Origin of the sequence: Bogoriella caseilytica (assembly GCF_003752405.1) — a bacterium.
GTDB lineage: Bacteria > Actinomycetota > Actinomycetes > Actinomycetales > Actinomycetaceae > Allobogoriella > Allobogoriella caseilytica.
In genome coordinates, this window is record NZ_RKHK01000001.1 from 54,049 (window position 1) to 69,634 (window position 15,586).

14 protein-coding genes and 1 pseudogene are annotated in these 15,586 nt (G+C 69.6%); 7 read left to right on the plus strand and 8 right to left on the minus strand.

All coding sequences use genetic code 11. The annotated features are described in order from the left end of the window. Window positions 1-54: 54 nt before the first annotated feature. The 4 genes from EDD31_RS00245 to EDD31_RS00260 all read right to left on the minus strand — a co-directional run bounded on the left by EDD31_RS00245 (window position 55) and on the right by EDD31_RS00260 (window position 3,579). Window positions 55-510: a DUF948 domain-containing protein gene (locus tag EDD31_RS00245; RefSeq protein ID WP_123302397.1), complete on the minus strand. Its 456-nt coding sequence runs from the start codon at window positions 508-510 to the stop codon at window positions 55-57. 187 nt (window positions 511-697) lie between these two features. Next, on the minus strand, window positions 698-1,321 hold the full coding sequence (gene rpsD, locus EDD31_RS00250; protein WP_123302398.1) for a 30S ribosomal protein S4: 624 nt from the start codon (window positions 1,319-1,321) through the stop codon (window positions 698-700). Window positions 1,322-1,465: 144 nt separating this feature from the next. Then, window positions 1,466-2,851, minus strand: a complete 1,386-nt coding sequence (locus EDD31_RS00255; RefSeq protein WP_123302399.1) for a replication-associated recombination protein A — start codon at window positions 2,849-2,851, stop codon at window positions 1,466-1,468. Between the two features lie 50 nt (window positions 2,852-2,901). Further along, window positions 2,902-3,579, minus strand: a complete 678-nt coding sequence (locus EDD31_RS00260) for a response regulator (RefSeq protein WP_123304890.1) — start codon at window positions 3,577-3,579, stop codon at window positions 2,902-2,904. Between the two features lie 158 nt (window positions 3,580-3,737). Between EDD31_RS00260 and EDD31_RS00265 the strand changes: the two genes are divergently transcribed. Both EDD31_RS00265 and EDD31_RS00270 read left to right on the plus strand, forming a co-directional pair. Further along, the gene (locus EDD31_RS00265; protein WP_123302400.1) at window positions 3,738-3,941 is read left to right on the plus strand and encodes a hypothetical protein; all 204 of its coding nucleotides are present in this window, start codon (window positions 3,738-3,740) and stop codon (window positions 3,939-3,941) included. A 43-nt stretch (window positions 3,942-3,984) separates the two neighbouring features. Further along, window positions 3,985-5,157, plus strand: a complete 1,173-nt coding sequence (locus tag EDD31_RS00270) for a sensor histidine kinase (protein ID WP_123302401.1) — start codon at window positions 3,985-3,987, stop codon at window positions 5,155-5,157. Between the two features lie 127 nt (window positions 5,158-5,284). Here the strand turns inward: EDD31_RS00270 and EDD31_RS00275 are convergent, their stop codons facing one another. Together EDD31_RS00275 and aspS are read right to left on the minus strand one after the other, a co-directional pair. After that, window positions 5,285-6,073 carry a GNAT family N-acetyltransferase gene (locus EDD31_RS00275; RefSeq protein ID WP_123302402.1) on the minus strand — a complete coding sequence of 263 codons (789 nt, stop codon included), beginning with the start codon at window positions 6,071-6,073 and terminating at the stop codon, window positions 5,285-5,287. Further along, window positions 6,070-7,863 (minus strand): aspartate--tRNA ligase, encoded by a 1,794-nt coding sequence (gene aspS / locus EDD31_RS00280; protein ID WP_123302403.1) that lies wholly within the window; start codon window positions 7,861-7,863, stop codon window positions 6,070-6,072. Before aspS ends, EDD31_RS00275 begins: the two co-directional genes overlap by 4 nt. A 177-nt stretch (window positions 7,864-8,040) precedes the next feature. Between aspS and EDD31_RS00285 the strand changes: the two genes are divergently transcribed. From EDD31_RS00285 to EDD31_RS00305, 5 genes are all read left to right on the plus strand, one after another. Next, window positions 8,041-8,643 (plus strand): winged helix-turn-helix domain-containing protein, encoded by a 603-nt coding sequence (locus EDD31_RS00285; RefSeq protein WP_123302404.1) that lies wholly within the window; start codon window positions 8,041-8,043, stop codon window positions 8,641-8,643. Next, window positions 8,640-10,031, plus strand: a complete 1,392-nt coding sequence (locus EDD31_RS00290) for an MFS transporter (RefSeq protein WP_211336013.1) — start codon at window positions 8,640-8,642, stop codon at window positions 10,029-10,031. Before EDD31_RS00285 ends, EDD31_RS00290 begins: the two co-directional genes overlap by 4 nt. Before the next feature lie 240 nt (window positions 10,032-10,271). Continuing rightward, window positions 10,272-12,068: a DEAD/DEAH box helicase gene (locus tag EDD31_RS00295; RefSeq protein WP_123302405.1), complete on the plus strand. Its 1,797-nt coding sequence runs from the start codon at window positions 10,272-10,274 to the stop codon at window positions 12,066-12,068. A gap of 166 nt (window positions 12,069-12,234) precedes the next feature. Further along, window positions 12,235-12,657 (plus strand): thioredoxin family protein, encoded by a 423-nt coding sequence (locus EDD31_RS00300; protein WP_123302406.1) that lies wholly within the window; start codon window positions 12,235-12,237, stop codon window positions 12,655-12,657. After that, window positions 12,654-13,121 carry a DUF4395 domain-containing protein gene (locus EDD31_RS00305; protein ID WP_123302407.1) on the plus strand — a complete coding sequence of 156 codons (468 nt, stop codon included), beginning with the start codon at window positions 12,654-12,656 and terminating at the stop codon, window positions 13,119-13,121. The genes EDD31_RS00300 and EDD31_RS00305 overlap by 4 nt, the downstream gene beginning before the upstream one ends. Before the next feature lie 1,213 nt (window positions 13,122-14,334). Here EDD31_RS00305 and EDD31_RS15105 read toward each other — a convergent pair. Further along, window positions 14,335-14,913 (minus strand): annotated as a pseudogene (locus EDD31_RS15105) (Y-family DNA polymerase); the annotation flags it as partial. Beyond that, window positions 14,846-15,538 carry a hypothetical protein gene (locus EDD31_RS00315; protein WP_148058819.1) on the minus strand — a complete coding sequence of 231 codons (693 nt, stop codon included), beginning with the start codon at window positions 15,536-15,538 and terminating at the stop codon, window positions 14,846-14,848. The gene EDD31_RS00315 and the pseudogene EDD31_RS15105, both read right to left, overlap by 68 nt. Window positions 15,539-15,586 lie beyond the last annotated feature (48 nt).

Below are 15,586 nucleotides of genomic sequence, written 5' to 3' on the forward strand. Positions count from 1 at the left end.
GGGCCGGGTGCCGGGACGGCGCGGTGGTGGGTGTGGGGCAATCTGGCGGATCGCTCAGGGAGCAGGGGTGGGGCCATCGTCGATGAGCAGCGCAGCGCGAAGGTCGCTCTCACGCTGGTGGTAGGCGTCCTTCGCATGCGAGCGACGGCCACCATCAGGCCGGTGTTTGAAGCCACGGAAGGTTGCCCGCACGGCATGGGAGAAGGCCGAGACCTTGATCAACGGGCCGCCCACGGTGGCCGAGACCAGCGTGGTGAGCGCCGAGACGTCTTCGGTCACCCGCGCCGCAGAGGTGGTCACCGTGTCGACCTTCGCGAGCTGCTCGTTGGTGGACTTGATCGTCAGCACCGTCTCGTCGATGGCCGGGAGGGTGTGGTCGGTGATCCGCCGGACGGTGCCACGGGCTTCATCCAGGACTCGACCGAGCTTGACCAGCGGGACCGCCAGGGCCAGCACCAGGATGACGAAGGCGATGGCAGCGATCAGGCCGGCGATGTCACCGATGGACATGGGGATCTCCTTCTGCGGGTTGCCCGGGAACAGATGTCCCGGGAGGCAGCGAGCGAGTCGCTACGGCTCTGCGCGAATCTACCGTCTTGCGATCCTCCCGGCAGACAACGGCGCCCCGGGGCGTCCGGCCGAAGCCGACCCCCCGGGGCGCAGGATGCTCGATCAGGATCGAGAGTGAGGCGATGCCTCAGCGCGAGTAGTACTCGACGACGAGCTGCTCGTTGCAGATGACGGGCACCTCAGCGCGCTTGGGGCGGCGGGTCAGCTCGGCGCGGAGCTTCTCCAGCGAGACGTCCAGGTAAGCCGGGACGTTGGGAAGCACATCGCGATGCGCACCGGCCGCGGCGACCTGGAAGGGCACCGTGGTCTGCGACTTCGGCTTGACCTGAATGACCTGACCCGGCTTCACGCGGAAAGAGGGGCGGTCCACCAGCTGGCCGTCGACCAGGATGTGGCGGTGCACCACGGCCTGGCGTGCCTGCGCCGAGGTGCGGGCGAAGCCAGCACGCAGCACGAGGGCGTCCAGGCGCATCTCGAGCAACTCGATGAGGGACTCACCGGTCAGAGCCTGCTCGCGGCGGGCCTCCTCGAACACCCGCTGCATCTGGGCCTCGCGGATGCCGTACTGGGCGCGCAGACGCTGCTTTTCCTTCAGACGGACGGCGTAGTCGGACTCCTGGCGCTTGCGGGCACGGCCGTGCTCGCCCGGGCCGTAGGGGCGCTTGTCGAAGTACTTCTTGGCCTTGGGGGTGAGGGCCAGGCCGAGGGCGCGCGAGAGGCGCACCTGGCGGCGAGTTCGTGAAATGGCCACGGAGGGCTCCGTTTCTTCCTGTTTCTGTCGTCACGCTCCGCCCGGCGGGCAAAGCGTGGGGTCAGCCATGACGGCCGGGACCCCAGGGCTTGGTGCCAGTCCGCACACAGTGCGGATCGACCTCCAGGCAACCGCAACAGCTTATCAGGAGCCTTCCGGATCACGGCCCAGCAGGCGGTGGATCGCCTCAAGACGGCTTGTGATCTCCCGCTCATGCCCGTGCCCGGTCGGGCGGTAGTAGCGGGTGCCACGCAGCCCGTCGGGCGCGTACTCCTGGGGAGCGATGCCGTGCGGATAGTCGTGCGCATAGCGGTATCCCACGCCGTGGCCGAGGTCCTTGGCGCCGGCATAGTGCCCGTCGCGCAGCGGGGCGGGGACCGCGCCCACCTTCCCGGCGCGCACATCGGCGATCGCGGCATCGAGCGCTCGGTGGGAGGCGTTGGACTTCGGGGCGGTGGCGATGTGCACCACGGCCTGGGCGAGCAGGATCCGGGCCTCTGGCATCCCGATGAAGGAGACTCCGTCAGCCGCCGCCATGGCCACCTGGAGCGCAGTGGGGTCAGCCATGCCGACCTCCTCAGCGGCTGCGATCACCACACGGCGGGCAATGAAGCGCGGGTCCTCCCCCGCCACGATCATCCGGGCGAGATAGTGCAGCGCAGCATCGACATCCGAGCCCCGCATGGACTTGATGAACGCCGAGATGACGTCGTAGTGCTGATCGCCGGCCTTGTCATAGCGGACGGCGGCGACGTCGATCGCACGTTCCACCGCCTGGAGGGTGATGTCCTGCTCCTGCGCCGCCTCGGCCGAACCCGCCGCCGCCTCGAGGATGGTGAGCGCCTTGCGCGCATCGGCTCCGGCCAGTCGTAGCAGGTGGTCCGCGGCGTCATCGTCCAGCCCGTGGGCGCCGCCCAGGCCACGCTCATCTGTCAGCGCTCGCGAGAGGAGCCGGCGCACATGCTCCTCCTCCAGAGGACGCAGCGTGAGCATGAGCGAGCGAGACAACAGCGGCGAGATCACCGAGAAGCTCGGGTTCTCCGTGGTGGCGGCGACCAGCGTGACCCACCGGTTCTCCACCGCGGGCAGCAGCGCATCCTGCTGGGATTTCGAGAATCGGTGGACCTCATCGATGAAGAGGATGGTCTCCTCGCCACTGGTGACCAGGCGACGTCGCGCATCCTCAATGACGGCGCGAACATCCTTAACACCGGCAGTGACCGCCGACAGTTCGGTGAAACGACGCTCTGAGGCGCGGGCGATGAGGTAGGCCAGGGTGGTCTTGCCCGTTCCGGGCGGACCCCAGAGCACCACCGAGGACGGGCTGATGCGGCGGCGAGGCGCATCGCCACCTGCGTCTTCCGGCGATGGCTCCACCAGGCGCCGGAGCGGGCTGCCTGCCTCGAGAAGGTGCTCCTGGCCGACCAGTTCGTCCAAGGTGGCCGGGCGCATCCGCACCGCCAGCGGGGAGCGATCCTGCGGCGCGGGGACGCCGGAGTTGTCGGAACTCGCGGCCTGGAAGAGGTCCATACCCTCAGCGTAGGTGCCGGGGACGACAGGGACCTCGACCGCGATCGCCGCTAGTCGTGCGGCAGGGCTCCGAGCTGGACGATGCCCAGGCTCGCTGCGTGCACCAGCACCTGGACGCGGTCACGGAGCTGCCACTTGGCCATGACGCGTCCCATATGCCCCTTGACGGTGGCCTCCGAGAGACTGAGCTCCTCGGCGATCTCCAGGTTGGACAGCCCACGGGCCAGGCCCTGGACCACTTGCAGTTCGCGATCACTGAGCGTGGCCGCCTCGGCCTCAGCGTCAGAGCCGCTGGAAGGAGCGATGGGTGCCGATCGCACCGCCGAGATCAGCTCTTGCGTCACCCGCGGCGAGATTACCGAACCACCGGCGTGGACCTCGCGGATGGCGGCCACGATTTCCTCGGGACGGGCGTCCTTGACGAGATAACCCGAGGCTCCGGCGCGCAGCGCCGGCACCAGGTACTCGTCCGAGGCGAAGGTGGTGACCGCGATCACCTTGATCTCCGGGTTCTCGCTCACGATCGCGCGAGTCGTGTCCACGCCGTTCATGACCGGCATGTGCATGTCCATCAGCACCACGTCCGGCAGGAAGTTGCGGGCCGCAACGACCCCCGCCTCACCGTCGGAGACGATACCGACGGACTCCAAGCCTTCGGCGGCGTCGACGAAGACGCCGAGAGCATGGGCCATGAGCGGTTGGTCGTCGACTATGAGTACCCGGATCACCTGCACAAGCTAGCCGACAGGTCCGGCCACGATCGACCCCCGACTTAGGTAGTGAAGAAGTCGCTACTCACGTAGCTACTACCTGGGTGCCCCGCTCAGGCATCCTTAGGTCACAGGGGCAAAACAACTTACGTCACTACTCCAGAAGGCAGATCACCATGCGCACTTCCCGTACTCGCTCCCGCCTGTTCGCCATCACCGCCGCCACCCTGCTCGTGATGGCGCCCGCCGCCTCCGCCTCGGCAGCCGGCGCAGAGCGGGCTCCCGTTCTCAGCCCTTCCCTGGTCGAGGTTCAAGAGCCGGTCGTGACGCCCGACTCCTACATTTGCAGCGTGATGGCTTGGCTCTGCCGCATTCGCTGAACCGAGGTACCAACGGACGTCGATTGCTGGCATTCTGGCGCGGATGACACGCTTCGGCTTCTCAGATGCAGCCACCTGGGCACGTAGCGAGCACGCCGTACCACAGTGGACCCGGTGGGCGATCACGGTCGGTTTCGCTCTACTCTTTGCCCTTGAGGCTTCTGCCTACTTCTTTCAGCTCGAAGCCGCAGATCAGGCTTCGCTCGTCAGCTCCGCACTGACCAGCGCCCTCGTCATCCTCACTGCGTGGCAGCCTGCCCTAGGTGGCTTGCTCTACTTGGTGGGGGCATTCGCGGTTCTCGGGTGGACCGACCCCGCGACTTTCAGCATCGGCATTGTCCTCGTCGCGGCGCTGGTGGCGTATGCCTGCACTAAGCCTGCGCGGATCGTCCTTCTTGCCATAGCGGCGGGCTGGCCATGGCTGGCGGTCATGGCCAGGGAGAGCGTCATCTGGCTGGACGCGGTTGTGATGTCCGCCTTCATCGCCGGCGCTGTTGGCATTGGACTGGCCTTCCGCCGCATGTCCTCGACTATGAACCGCATGGCTGCGGACTACGAGGCCGCCCGCAAGGAGGCCCTGGCCAAGGAGCGCCGGCGACTGGCCGCGGAACTCCACGACATCGTGGGGCACGGCCTCACTGTGATTGCCATGCAGTCCCGTGCCCTGGAGTTCATCAGTGATGCCGAGGAACGCCGCCGTTCGCACCGAGCCATCGGGGACGCCGCCCAGCAGACGGCGGGAGACATGCGGCGCCTGCTAGCCGTCCTCCACGACGACGATTCCAGGCCTGGCAGTCAGCGAGCTGCGACCTCGGGCAGCCTCCGGGCCCGCGTGGCGCACTTCGTCGACCACCTCACCAGCACCGGCATCTCCACCAAGGCCACCTGGAGTGGGGCACGCGAACTTCCTCAGTCCATCGAGGTCAACCTGGTGCGCATCGCCCAGGAAGCCACCACGAACATCCTCAAGCACGGCGCGCGGCCCGGTCATGCCGAGTTCATCATCACCTTCGGCGAGCAGGAGGTCGAGATGATCATCTGCAACGAGATCGCTCCCAGTTCCACGACGTCGGGGCGAACGCGGAAGTCCCCCAGCCCTGGCTCGGGCTTCGGGCTACTGGGCCTGACCGAGCGCGCCACGCTCTTCGGTGGAACGCTCGACACCAGCGTGGAAGACCAGACGTGGACGCTCCGGGTCGCCCTGCCCCTACGCTGACCCGCCCGACTCATGGGGTAGGCCGCACGCACGGGGTAGGCCGCAGCGGGGCCAGATCGATCCTCAGGGCCACGGCAGCAGCACCGCTACTCGGGCGGCTACGGGCGGCTACGGTGGGCCGGCACGCTCACGAGGAAGCAGGGGTGAGCGTCTCCACGCTGATCTCGAAGTGAAAGCCGAGCGCTCGATAGATACCGATGGCCGCAGCGTTGTCCGAGTACACCCCGAGGTGGACCATGCCGTGCTGGCTGATTCCCCAACGGGTGATCGCCGCTGTCAGGGCCGTGGCCACGCCGCGCCGTCGGTAACGCGGATCGACGGCGACGGCGGCCAGATGCACTCCCGCGCCGGGAGCGGCGTGAGCATCGGGCACAGTGGCCGCCACCACCGCTGCCAGCCCCGGCGGCACCTGATCATCGCCGGGATGGGTATACCCCCACCACAGCGATTCGACGTCGCTGGGGCGGGCGCCGCGTTCCGGATAGCCGGCGTGCAGCACCGGGTAGACGGTCTGGAGCGCCTCCTCCCCCGTGCCCACGGGACCGGCGCGATCCTCGCCGGGCACCGGGGCCGGCGCTTCACTGGTGCGCATCCAGTCCCATTGGCTGACGCGTTCCATTCCGGACGAGGCGCGGGCCTCCTCCGGGAGAAGTTGCCACGTACCTGCGGTCAGGAGCGCCCGGTCCACCGGCCCGATCTGCCCGGAGTGCACCACCTCGGCCAGCACCGGAGCAAGCTGCCGCGGTTCACCCGTGCCCACGAGCATCCGCCCGGCGTGTCCGGGGGTGGTGAGCAGGGCGGCGTCCCGACCACCTTCTGCTTCCCACACACGCTCCGGGCGCCAACGGTGGGCGTTGGCCCGCAGGAAGGGAAAGCGGTGGAGTCTGCCCAGCGTCTCGACGGCGGAGACCGTCATGAGGCCGGTGCCGCCTCCTGCGGCTCCGGCTTGGCGTCCACTCCGGCTTCCTTGCGCTGCTGCGCGGTGATGGGCGCCGGGGCGGCGGTCAGCGGGTCATAGCCGCCGCCGGACTTGGGGAAGGCGATGACATCGCGGATCGAGGGCACGCCGGCCAGCAGTGCCACGATCCGGTCCCAGCCGAAGGCGATGCCGCCGTGCGGCGGGGCGCCGTACTGGAAGGCTTCGAGCAGGAAACCGAACTTCTCCTCAGCCTCCTCCGCATCGATACCCATGAGCGCGAAGATCCGCTCCTGGACCTCGCGGCGGTGGATACGGATCGAACCCCCGCCGATCTCGTTGCCGTTGCAAACAATGTCGTAAGCGTTCGAGAGCGCGGCGCCCGGGTCCTCTTCGAAGGAGTCCGTCCACTCGGGCTTGGGGGCGGTGAAGGCGTGGTGCACGGCGGTCCAGGCACCGGAGCCGACCGCGACGTCGCCGGCGGCCTGCGCGGCAGAGGCGGACTCGAAGAGCGGCGCATCCACCACCCAGACGAAGGACCACGTGCCCTCCTCGATGAGGCCGACCCGCTCGGCGATCTCCAGGCGGGCAGCGCCGAGCAGTGATCGAGACTCCCGGGGCTGGCCTGCAGCGAAGAAGACGCAGTCACCGGGCTGAGCGCCCACAGCGGCTGCCAGGCCCTCGCGCTCGGTCTCGGAGAGGTTCTTAGCCACTGGGCCACCGAGGGTGCCGTCCTCAGCCACGGTCACATACGCCAGACCCTTGGCGCCGCGCTGCTTGGCCCATTCCTGCCAGGCATCGAAGGTCCGGCGCGGCTGGGAGGCCCCTCCGGGCATCACCACGGCACCGACGTAGGGCGCCTGGAAGACGCGGAAGGGAGTCTGGGCGAAGTACTCGGTGAGCTCGGTCAGCTCCAGGCCGAAGCGCAGGTCAGGCTTGTCGGTACCGTACCTCTCCATCGCCTCGCGGTAGGTGATCCGCCGAATGGGCTTCGGGATGTCGTAGCCGATGAGCTTCCAGAGCTCGGTGAGGATCTCTTCGGAGACCGCAATCACGTCCTCCTGGTCCACGAAGCTCATCTCGACGTCGAGCTGGGTGAACTCGGGCTGACGGTCCGCGCGGAAGTCCTCGTCGCGGTAACAGCGCGCGATCTGGTAGTACCGCTCAGCCCCGGCCACCATGAGCAGCTGCTTGAAGAGCTGGGGCGACTGTGGGAGGGCGTACCAGGAGCCGGGGCTAAGGCGAGCAGGCACCACGAAGTCGCGCGCACCCTCGGGCGTCGACCGCGTCAGCGTCGGGGTCTCCACCTCGGTGAAGTCATGCCGCTCGAGCACCCGGCGCGCAGCTCGGTTGGCCTGGGACCGCAGCCGTAGTGCCTCGGCCTGGGGCTTGCGGCGCAGGTCGAGATAGCGATGGCGCAGTCGAGCTTCCTCACCGACGGCGCCGGAGTCCTGGGCGTGTTCGGACACCTGAAAGGGCAGCGGCGCGGCGGCGTTGAGCACCACGACCTCGGCGGCCACGACCTCGATCTCACCGGTGGGCAGGTCGGAGTTGGCATTGCCCTCCGGGCGCTGGGACACCTCCCCGGTGACCTGCAGGACGTACTCGGCGCGCAACTCGTGGGCGACGTCCTCATCGCGAATGACCACCTGGGCAATACCGGAGGCGTCACGCAGATCAATGAAGGCCACTCCTCCGTGGTCGCGTCGGCGGTCCACCCATCCGGCGAGGGTGACGGTGGAACCGATGTCGCTGGCGCGCAGGGATCCTGCGGTGTGCGTGCGAAGCACTGTGGGCCTCCTTCAGGCGTGGCGGGTGATCCGTCCCGATCCGGGCGCATCCGCGAGACGGGCGGGCGCGCCGTCGAGTCTAGGCACGCCCCGGCTCGTCAAACGAACCGAGACTCCCCTGACTGACCGTTACGGTCGGCATTGACAGTATGGTCGGCTTTCCCCGACCATACTGGAATGGCCGACAAGACCGATCCTCACGAGGGCACCTCCGCGCTCACCACGCCGGACTATGAACTCGCCGACTCCCTCATGCTCACCGAGCCCGAGCAGTACAAGGCGCTCTTCGAGCCCACCCGCAGAGAGATCGTCTCCTTCCTCCTGGAGCGCGCCGCCACGACCGCCGAACTGGCCGAGACGCTCGACAAGCCCAAGGGGACGGTGGGACATCACCTCAAAGCCCTCGAGTCGGCCGGGCTGATTCATGTGGTGCGCACCCAGCAGGTGCGGGCACTCACGGCGAAGTACTACGGCCGCACGGCGCGCGTCTTCTACTACGAGCGCACCGCCGAAGCAGCGGTGGAGCCCGGCGCGACAGCCCAGCGAGTGGCTGATGAGGCTGCGCGGGTGGCGCCGAACACCGGCCTGCCCGCCTCGATCGTGCACCGGCACGTACGCATTCCGGCCGAACGCGCCGAGGAGTGGCGGGACCGGCTGCACGACCTCGCCAACGAGTTCACTCACCAGGAGCGCGGTGGTGAGGTGACCTTCGGCTTCACTGTCGGCATCTATCCCACTGACCGCGCCCGGCTCGCCTCTGAGATCGACGCCGAACAGTGACAGACGCTCGCGAGCCGCTCGGCCGCAACTTCCGGATGTTACTACCGGCCGCCTTCAGCGCGAACCTCGCCGACGGCTTGTCGAAGATCGCCATCCCGTGGATCGCCACGGCACTGACTCGCGATCCGATGCTCATCACTCTGGTGGTGCTGTGCTCACGACTGCCCTGGCTCGTCTTCTCGCTGCCCGCCGGGGTGATCACCGACCGGGTGGACCGCCGCCGCCTCATCGTGGCGATGGACGCCGTCCGCGCCCTGATGATCGGCGCCTTCGCGGTGGTGGTGCTCGTCCAGCAGTCGGTCATCCCAGATCCGGGCGAGGTCGAGGCCGGGCTGGCCGAGCCTCCCGGATCAGCGGGCTGGATCCTTGCCGCCCTCTACCTGACCGCGCTGCTCGTCGGCTCGGCGGAGGTACTCCGGGACAACGCCGCCCAGACCATGCTGCCGGCGGTGGTGCTCAAGCCTCAGCTACGGCGAGCGAACTCCCGGCTCTGGGGTGCGGAGGTGACCGCGGACAGCTTTATCGGCCCACCGCTGGCCGGAGTGCTGCTCGGCTTCGCGCTCGTGGTGCCCCTGGGAGCCACCACGGTGCTCTTCGCCGTCGCCGGCCTGCTCATGCTGCGCATCACCGGGAGCTTCCGCGCGAAGCCGCGCCCGGGAGCTCCCGCACCCCACACCACGCCCACGCCGCTGGTCGACGCCGCGGCGGCGAGCACGGCGCCGGTACCGACGCGCGGCTGGACCACCGACCTGTGCGAGGGATTTCGGTGGCTGTGGGATCACCAACTCCTGCGCGCCCTGGCCATCAGCCTGGGAGTGATGAACGGGGCCATGGCGGCCACCGGCGCCATGGCCGTGCTCTTCGCCCAGGAAGTCCTGGGCCTGGGGGCCACCGGCTTCGGCGTGCTGGCCACCGGTGCTGCCGCCGGCGCCATCCTGGGCACGGTGGTCGCCGAACCGATCGCGAAGCGGATGAGTTCGGGGATGTCCCTGCGCGTGGTGCTGATTGCCACCGTCGCCCAGGGTCTACTCATCGGCCTCTTCCCCCACCCGGTGCTGGTCTGGACGCTGTTCGCCTTCGGCGGGCTGCTCGCCGTGCTGTGGAACATCATCACGCTCTCGCTGCGACAGACGATCATCCCGGACCACCTGCTCGGCCGCGTGAACTCCGTCTACCGCTTCTTCGGCTGGGGAATGATGTCCATCGGCGCCCTGGCCGGTGGGGTGATCGTGAGCATCGCCGAGACCGCGGTCACTCGCGACATGGCTCTTCGCCTGCCCTTCCTCGTTGCCGCCCTGGTCTGCGCGGCCCTGGTGCCCTACCTCTGGCACCGGGCCAGCACCGCGCGCATCGACGCGGCCATTGCCGAGGCGGAGGCAAGCGAGTAGACCTCACCGGAACGTCGGTGGTGGGCAAGCTCACCGCGCCGGCACCGTGAGATCTGAGAGTCGGGGCTCTAGACTCCTAGCTGAACCTGGAGTGCACTGTGAGGACTTCCTTGCCGCCAGGCCCTGATTGTGAGACCGCGGCGCGAAGGCGCCCGGCGTGGACAGGGACGAGCGGATGGTGCTGCAGCCGACCTGGCTGAGATGAACCCCGCGCTCCGCTCGATCTGAGATGAGTGACCTGTGACCGCTGTGTCCACTGACCTGTCCCTGCCCATTGACAATGCTCCCGAGCTGCCGGCCTTCGCCGACCTCGGACTGCCCGCCGACCTGCTGGCCGCCGTCGAAGCCCTCGGCTTCGCCACCCCCACCGACATTCAGGCCGAGGCCATCCCGATGCTGCTCTCGGGCCGCGACGTCGTGGGCGTGGCCCAGACCGGAACCGGCAAGACCGCCGCGTTCGGACTCCCGCTGCTGGCGGCGCTGGACACGCAGGAGCGTTCCGTCCAGGCCCTGGTGCTGACCCCCACCCGCGAACTGGCGATGCAGGTGGCTGACGCCATCGACTCCTTCACCGGCGCCAGCCGCCTCGAGGTGCTCGCTGTCTATGGCGGCTCCTCCTACATTCCGCAGCTGCGCTCGCTCAAGAACGGCGCCCAGGTCGTGGTCGGCACCCCCGGCCGCGTCATGGATCTCATCGAGCGCGGCGCACTGAAGCTGTCGGGCGTGCGCTTCTTCGTGCTCGACGAGGCCGACGAGATGCTGCGCATGGGCTTCGCCGAGGACGTGGAGACCATTGCCGCACACGTGCCGGGCGACCGCCGGACGGCGCTGTTCTCAGCCACCATGCCGCCGGCGATCCGCCGCGTGGCGGACACCCACCTGAACAACCCCGTGCGGATCTCGGTGACCCGCCCGGCATCGACCACCTCCACCATCCACCAGACCTATGCCGTGGTGCCGTACAAGCACAAGGCTGGAGCCGTGGCCCGCGTGCTGTCGGTCTCCGAGGCGGATGCCGCGATCGTCTTCGTGCGGACCAAGGCCGCCGTCGAGGAGGTCACCCTGGAGCTCACCGCCCGCGGCATCGCCGCAGCCGGCCTCTCGGGCGATGTTCCCCAGCGGGACCGCGAACGCCTCGTGGAGCGGCTGCGCTCGGGCACGCTCGACGTGCTCGTGGCCACCGATGTGGCCGCGCGTGGTCTCGATGTCGAGCGCATCGGCCTGGTCGTCAACTTCGACGTGCCCAAGGAAACCGACTCCTACGTCCACCGCATCGGCCGCACCGGCCGCGCCGGGCGTACCGGGATCGCCCTGACCTTCCTCACCCCGCGTGAGCGGATGCTGCTGAAGCGGATCGAGCGGGCCACCGGCTCCAAGCTCGAAGAGGTCGAACTGCCCACCCCGGCCGATGTCTCCGCCCACAAGGCCAAGTCGCTGGTCACGCGGCTCGGCGAGCGTGTCGAGGCCGGGCGGCTGGACATGTACCGCGAGGTGCTCCGCGAGCACGCCGCGGCCAACGAGACCTCCATCGAGGACGCCGCGGCAGCACTGATGGCCTTGGCCGTCGGCGACGAAGGCCCTCGCCCGCGCAACGAGCGCGACGGCGTCGCCACGGAAGAGTCCGGTCAGGTCCGTTTCGATTCGCGCCAGGAGCGCGAACCCCGTAAGAGCTCCGCTGAGCGCGGCGGCCGTCGCCCGCAAGGTTCGGGCGTGCGTTACCGCGTGGAGGTCGGTCACAAGGACGGCGTCCAGCCCGGCGCCATCGTCGGTGCGATCACCGGCGAAGGCGGCTTGCGCGGCTCCGACATCGGCAAGATCGACATCATGCCGTCGTTCTCCCTGGTGGACATCACCACCGAGCTTGACGACGAGACCGCAGCCCGCGTCGGCGGCGCCATGGTGGCGGGACGCAAGCTCCGCATCCGTCGCGACACCGGCCCCAAGCACGGCGCCAAGACCGGCGGCTTCCGCACGCAGCGCAGCGCGGACTCCCGCGACGCCGGTCGCTTCGAGCGTCGCCCGCAGCGCGCTCGCTAAGCATCGCTGAGGAAGGGCCGGAGGGCGTAGTGCCCTCCGGCCCTTTCTCGTGCGCGGGCTCTCCCCTGTGCTCCCGCCGGCATCGCCGCACCACGCACGTGTCTCAGGATTGCCGTTGCGGTGCGCGTCACCCACAGGAGGGCGAAGGGCTGAGTACGGTCGGAGGATGGCGGATCTTCTCCCGCGACTGCTCGGAGTCCTCGCGCTGCTGCTCGTGGCCAGCGCGGCGTGGCTGCTCCTGTCCCGGCGGCGCGGCACCTTACGGACCACGCGCCGCGGCGGAGCACTCACGCTTGCGGACTTCGGCGAGGCCGTGGCCCGCGGAGATCGGCTGTCCATCGTGCAGATCTCTGCGCCGATCTGCTCGAACTGCCGCGCCAGCGAGCGGCGATGGCGAGACTTCACCGGCAGTGTGGACGGCGCGGCCTTCTCGGTGGTCATGGCCGATGACCATCTTGGGGTCGTCTCACGCCTCGGGATCATGAGCACCCCCTCCTCCGCGGTCTTCGATGCCACGGGGACACTGCGTGGAGTGATCCGCGGCGTGCCGTCGCGGGAACAGATCCAGGATCTGAGGGAGCAGGAATGAATGCGGAACAGGTGACCAGCACTGAGCGCAGTGCGCGGGCCGGCATCGACCCGCGCGGCCCACGCTTCGGCGCTGCGCTGACAGCCATCCTGCTCATGGCCGCGGTGCTCCTCGGCGAGACTCTTGCCGGTCAGGTGGTGCTCGCCGTCGTGGTGACGTCCTTCGCCCTCGGTGCGGCGCGCGGCGCGCAGGGCACCTGGCAAGGGCTGGTCTTCCGCTCCCTGGTGCGCCCGCGCCTGAGTCCTCCCACCGAACTCGAGGACCCCGCCCCGCCGCGTTTCGCGCAGACGGTGGGCTTGGTCATCACCGGCGCCGGGCTGATCCTGGCGCTGGCCGGCGTGCCATGGGCGGTCACGGCGTCCGCGGCGATCGCGTTGGTGGCAGCCTTCCTGAACGCCGCCTTCGGCTTCTGCCTCGGGTGCGAGATGTACCTCATCGGCCGCCGTCTCCGCAGGGCGCGCTGAGGCACGCTCACTAGTCATAGATCCCCTCGACCCGCCAGACACCGGCCTCCAGGACAAGCAGGAGCGGGAGGATGGATCGGCGGGCACTGGCCTGCGGCGCTCGTGTCGCGGCCTGGAGGTAGGCGCGGCGGCGCGCTTGGGCCGTCCACCACCGTTCGCTGCCATGCCATGGGCCGGCCCAGGACTGCACCGGGTGACTTCCCGGCGGCAGGAGTTCCGCCAACGCCGCCTCTGCCGGACCGGCTTTCGGCGCCGGACGGGGCGCCACCACCACGGCAGGGGCGGCGCTGATGTGCCCGCGTGCATCCACCCGCACGGGTTGGCCTGCGCGGTCGAGGAGCTCAACCACGATCGGTTCCGCGGGCACGGTGGCCGGCCAGGGCGGCGGCACACTGCCTGGCCAGGGAGCCTCCACAGGGCGCTCGGGAGAGGCCTCATCGCCCCAGGCCACCAGGCGCGCCATGCTGCGTGGGTCGCGCCCACCCTGGAGGACGGGCACCTGCACCGCATCGGGGCCGAGCAGGCCCTGGAGCCGGACGGCAGCACGTGCGGCCCGCACCTCACCATCACTGCGCCGGCCCCAGAGGCCATCCTGCGCACCGCCAGCCGCGGCAACCTCCTGGGCGAGAAGTTCCAATCGGATCAGCGGGGCCGAGGGCGGCTTGCCACTGCGGCCGGAGAGCCAGCCCTCGAGCTGCCACCGGACCCGGTCGGTGAGCTCAGCGGCAGTGGGTGCGCCATCGAGGGTCCAGGTGCGGGCGAGCTCCCCGCCGTCCTCGGTGCGCGCCGTGACACACAACCTCCCGCACGTAGCGCCGCGCCGGGCCAGGGAGTCAGCGAGTTCCTCCGCCAGCGACCGGGCCGCAAAGGCTGCCCGGTCGGCGCGTTCCGCCGGGGGGTCGAGCACCGCGGAGGCCACCAGATCCTGTTCCAGGCGCCGCGAGGCGACCGGCCGCGCCTCCAACCCCCGCGCCAACCGGTGGGCGATCGCACCATGAGCGCCGAAGCGGGCGGCCACATCGCCGGGATCCAGTGCCGCGAAAGCTCCCAGGCTGTGCAGGCCCAGACGCCGCAGCAAGCCGATGAGTTCTTCGGTCTCGCTTCGGCCACGACTGGTGGTTTCCAACCAGGTCAGGGCGGCGACGTCGTGGTCGGCGAGAAAACCAGCTGACCCGCCGCCGGGAAGAATCACGCCCGCGCGTGCCGCGAGCAGGGCGGCGAGGAGACCATCGGCAATTCCCACCTGGCATTCGGCGTGCTCGGCTACGGCCCCCACCAGCGCCTCCGCGAGCGTCTCCTCTCCCCCGACGTGGCGGGCCGGGCCCCGAGCGGGCAACAGCAGCAGACCGGGGCGCAGCACCGAGACCTCGGCCACCACCTCCTCGATTACGGCCACCAGCGGTTCAAAAGCCCGCGCCTCCCGGGTCTCGTCTCCCGCGAGCAACTCGAGCTCAGGGCAGAGTTCCTGAGCGGTGCGCCGTCGCATGCCGCGGCGCACCCCCACCCGGCGGGCCGGCGCGGAGGCCACAGCAATCCGGCCACGGGCATCGTGCACCGCTGCCGGAACGGCTGGGTCGAGAAGCCCTTCAGCCACCGCTGCCACCACCGGCCAGTCCGGCACCCAGACCACCGCGCGCCGCACCGCCGTCGTGGTGGTGGCCTGGGCGCACTCCTGGGCAGGCAGGGCCGCTGGGGAGCTGGCTCCCGTGGCCTGCGTGGTCATCTCACACCGCCCGCAGGTGGCGGGCCGGAGCGGCAGCCTGCGAGTGCGGCTCGGCCCGGGGTGGGCCATCACCGAGGATCAGCTGGCTACTCCAGGTACCCGGTATTGCGCGCCCGGTGGCATGCACGGTCAGTCGCAGGCCTTCCCCGAGTTGCTGTGGCTCCTCGTGCTCGGCCCGCAGCGTGACCCGCGCTCCGGGCCAGGGTGCATGGGAGAACAGCAGGGCGTCCCGGGCGCGCAAACGACCGGCCAGGCTGCGGCGGTCCCGATCCCGCAGGGCCGGGCAGGCCCCGAGCACGAGCACGTCCATGCCCTCGGCCAGGGCGCCGATCGCCGTCGGGGCATCGGGGCCCGGAGCGGGAATGACCACGGTGCGCTCCACTGAGAGCCCGGCGGCAGCAGCAGCCCGCCAGCCCAGGTGCGGGCAGGCCACCACCGCGCACCAGCCCTCCTCGCCCGTGGCTGCCCCCGCCAGAGCCAGGAGCAGTGAGGTGGAACCGGTGACCTGGACCACCGCACCGCGGGGCAAGGTGCCGGTGGGGGTCAAGGGAGCCAGAGCTGCCGGGAGGGTGAGGTGGGCCCCGTCATCGAAGCCTTCGACCTCGATCTCCTCACGGCGCACGCCCGTGCGCATCTCAGCACTACTCAAGGCCGAACGGGCCGCAGCCAAGCGGTCCAGAGACGCCACGCTCATGAGCACCTCCCTCCTGAAAAATCTAGAACATGTGTTCGATCTAGATAG

Coding starts and splice junctions, on each gene's coding strand:
- EDD31_RS00245 (WP_123302397.1), bottom strand. CDS start 510: ATGTCCATCGGTGACATCGCCGGCCTGATCGCTGCCATCGCCTTCGTC.
- EDD31_RS00255 (WP_123302399.1), bottom strand. CDS start 2,851: ATGGACCTCTTCCAGGCCGCGAGTTCCGACAACTCCGGCGTCCCCGCG.
- EDD31_RS00265 (WP_123302400.1), top strand. CDS start 3,738: ATGCGCACTTCCCGTACTCGCTCCCGCCTGTTCGCCATCACCGCCGCC.
- EDD31_RS00270 (WP_123302401.1), top strand. CDS start 3,985: ATGACACGCTTCGGCTTCTCAGATGCAGCCACCTGGGCACGTAGCGAG.
- EDD31_RS00275 (WP_123302402.1), bottom strand. CDS start 6,073: ATGACGGTCTCCGCCGTCGAGACGCTGGGCAGACTCCACCGCTTTCCC.
- EDD31_RS00285 (WP_123302404.1), top strand. CDS start 8,041: ATGGCCGACAAGACCGATCCTCACGAGGGCACCTCCGCGCTCACCACG.
- EDD31_RS00300 (WP_123302406.1), top strand. CDS start 12,235: ATGGCGGATCTTCTCCCGCGACTGCTCGGAGTCCTCGCGCTGCTGCTC.
- EDD31_RS00305 (WP_123302407.1), top strand. CDS start 12,654: ATGAATGCGGAACAGGTGACCAGCACTGAGCGCAGTGCGCGGGCCGGC.
- EDD31_RS00315 (WP_148058819.1), bottom strand. CDS start 15,538: ATGAGCGTGGCGTCTCTGGACCGCTTGGCTGCGGCCCGTTCGGCCTTG.